Here is a 3328-nt window from a genome sequence, read left to right as displayed (position 1 = left end):
CCCCCTGTGTCAGGATAGTTGTCGCCTCTAACTTTTAATAGAGGCAATAAAATGAGACGTCGATTTACACAAGAATTTAAAGTTCAAGCTGTTGAAAAAGCATTATCTCAATGTGATGATGTTCGCCTAGAAGATATTGCGTTTGATTTAGGCATCGGTTATTCAACCTTGCAACGATGGATTACGCTTGCTAAAAAACATGAACTTGAAACTAAAAATAATGGTAGTCACATGACAACAGAAAAACGCCCTCATGACTGGAGCTTAGAAGAAAGGCTTAATGCCATTATTGAATGTGCGAGTTTAGATGAAGCAGCTCTTAATGAATATTGCCGTGCTAAGGGGCTTTACCCGCATCATATTAAACAGTGGAAGCAAGATTTAGTAACACCACCTTCAAATAAAACAGTAAAGTCAGACAGTAAACAGCTTAAGCAAGAAATAAAGCAACTGCAAAAAGAACTGAATCGCAAAGATAAGGCCTTAGCTGAAACTGCCGCTCTACTTGTACTCAAAAAAAAAGCGGATGCGCTTTGGGGTTTCAACGAGGACGATTAACCAGCTCAACTGAACGTCATGAACTGATAAAGCTCATTACCGACGCGCAGAAATCAGGGGCAAGGCAAGCAAAAGCATGTGAGTTACTTGGTCTAACGGCAAGAACAATTCAACGCTGGATTGAAGCTGATGATATGACAGATAAGCGAACGAGTACGATAAAGCGACCACCTAACAGGCTAACTGAATTAGAGCAACAGCGTATTATTAAGACAGTAAATTCAATAGAATACGGACATTTACCACCCAGCAAGATAGTCCCTAAACTATTAGATAAAGGTGTGTGGATAGCATCAGAAAGCTCGTTTTATCGTGTTATGAAATCACATAAATTATTAACACACAGAGAAAAAGTTAAACCAAATAAAAAGATAAAAAAACCAAAAGCGCTCAAGGCAACACGTGTAAACGAAATTTATACATGGGATATCACATATTTGCCAACAGCGGTTAAAGGTCAGTTTTTATACTTATATTTAGTGATGGATATTTATAGTCGAAAAATAGTTGGTTGGCAGGTTCATGACACACAGCTAAGCACACTGGCGGCTGATTTAATGGTAGATATTTGCAGGCGAGAGCAGGTAAAGCCAGATCAAGTCACGTTGCACTCGGATAATGGCAGTCCAATGAAAGGGGCAACGTTATTGGCAACATTGCAGGAGTTAGGTATTGTGCCTTCATTTAGCCGACCGTCAGTGAGTAATGATAATCCTTATTCTGAATCGCTATTTAAGACGTTAAAGTATCGCCCAGAATACCCTGAAAAAGCCTTTGAAAGCATCGGTAGTGCAAGGAAGTGGGTTAACGGATTTGTTGATTGGTACAACGATGAGCACTTGCACAGCGGTATTAAATTTGTCACGCCAAACCAGCGTCATTTAGGATTAGATAAAGCGATACTAGCGAACCGTCACCGAGTAAATGAAATAGCGAAATTGCAGAATCCAATTCGTTGGTCAGGAAAATCTAGAGATTGGACAATGACCAATGAAGTAAATTTAAATCCAGAGAAAAAAGAAGCAATGCGGGCGGCATAAAATTTAATTTGATGCGACAACTAACTTGAAAAACTCCGGGATCGGACAACCGGACCTGGGCATTACAATAAGCTCTTAAAAATTTATTTACCACCCCCCTGTGTCAGGATAGTTGTCGCCTCTAACTTTTAATAGAGGCAATAAAATGAGACGTCGATTTACACAAGAATTTAAAGTTCAAGCTGTTGAAAAAGCATTATCTCAATGTGATGATGTTCGCCTAGAAGATATTGCGTTTGATTTAGGCATCGGTTATTCAACCTTGCAACGATGGATTACGCTTGCTAAAAAACATGAACTTGAAACTAAAAATAATGGTAGTCACATGACAACAGAAAAACGCCCTCATGACTGGAGCTTAGAAGAAAGGCTTAATGCCATTATTGAATGTGCGAGTTTAGATGAAGCAGCTCTTAATGAATATTGCCGTGCTAAGGGGCTTTACCCGCATCATATTAAACAGTGGAAGCAAGATTTAGTAACACCACCTTCAAATAAAACAGTAAAGTCAGACAGTAAACAGCTTAAGCAAGAAATAAAGCAACTGCAAAAAGAACTGAATCGCAAAGATAAGGCCTTAGCTGAAACTGCCGCTCTACTTGTACTCAAAAAAAAAGCGGATGCGCTTTGGGGTTTCAACGAGGACGATTAACCAGCTCAACTGAACGTCATGAACTGATAAAGCTCATTACCGACGCGCAGAAATCAGGGGCAAGGCAAGCAAAAGCATGTGAGTTACTTGGTCTAACGGCAAGAACAATTCAACGCTGGATTGAAGCTGATGATATGACAGATAAGCGAACGAGTACGATAAAGCGACCACCTAACAGGCTAACTGAATTAGAGCAACAGCGTATTATTAAGACAGTAAATTCAATAGAATACGGACATTTACCACCCAGCAAGATAGTCCCTAAACTATTAGATAAAGGTGTGTGGATAGCATCAGAAAGCTCGTTTTATCGTGTTATGAAATCACATAAATTATTAACACACAGAGAAAAAGTTAAACCAAATAAAAAGATAAAAAAACCAAAAGCGCTCAAGGCAACACGTGTAAACGAAATTTATACATGGGATATCACATATTTGCCAACAGCGGTTAAAGGTCAGTTTTTATACTTATATTTAGTGATGGATATTTATAGTCGAAAAATAGTTGGTTGGCAGGTTCATGACACACAGCTAAGCACACTGGCGGCTGATTTAATGGTAGATATTTGCAGGCGAGAGCAGGTAAAGCCAGATCAAGTCACGTTGCACTCGGATAATGGCAGTCCAATGAAAGGGGCAACGTTATTGGCAACATTGCAGGAGTTAGGTATTGTGCCTTCATTTAGCCGACCGTCAGTGAGTAATGATAATCCTTATTCTGAATCGCTATTTAAGACGTTAAAGTATCGCCCAGAATACCCTGAAAAAGCCTTTGAAAGCATCGGTAGTGCAAGGAAGTGGGTTAACGGATTTGTTGATTGGTACAACGATGAGCACTTGCACAGCGGTATTAAATTTGTCACGCCAAACCAGCGTCATTTAGGATTAGATAAAGCGATACTAGCGAACCGTCACCGAGTAAATGAAATAGCGAAATTGCAGAATCCAATTCGTTGGTCAGGAAAATCTAGAGATTGGACAATGACCAATGAAGTAAATTTAAATCCAGAGAAAAAAGAAGCAATGCGGGCGGCATAAAATTTAATTTGATGCGACAACTAACTTGAAAAACTCCG

Annotated in this window: 2 protein-coding genes; both read left to right on the top strand. The window is 39.5% G+C overall.

The window, feature by feature from the left end; translation table 11 throughout:
• The first annotated feature begins 51 nt into the window (after positions 1–51).
• A protein-coding gene (locus L641_RS0107920; protein ID WP_139016074.1) for an IS3 family transposase occupies positions 52–1598 on the top strand; the annotation gives its coding sequence in 2 pieces (ribosomal slippage) (positions 52–532 and positions 532–1598; 1548 coding nt in all).
• 145 nt (positions 1599–1743) lie between these two features.
• A protein-coding gene (locus L641_RS0107910) for an IS3 family transposase (protein ID WP_139016074.1) occupies positions 1744–3290 on the top strand; the annotation gives its coding sequence in 2 pieces (ribosomal slippage) (positions 1744–2224 and positions 2224–3290; 1548 coding nt in all).
• Positions 3291–3328: the final 38 nt, after the last annotated feature.

It is taken from the genome of Pseudoalteromonas sp. TB41, from assembly GCF_000497975.1.
Classification (GTDB): Bacteria; Pseudomonadota; Gammaproteobacteria; order Enterobacterales; family Alteromonadaceae; genus Pseudoalteromonas; species Pseudoalteromonas tetraodonis.
This window is presented reverse-complemented; position numbering and strand designations above follow the sequence as displayed.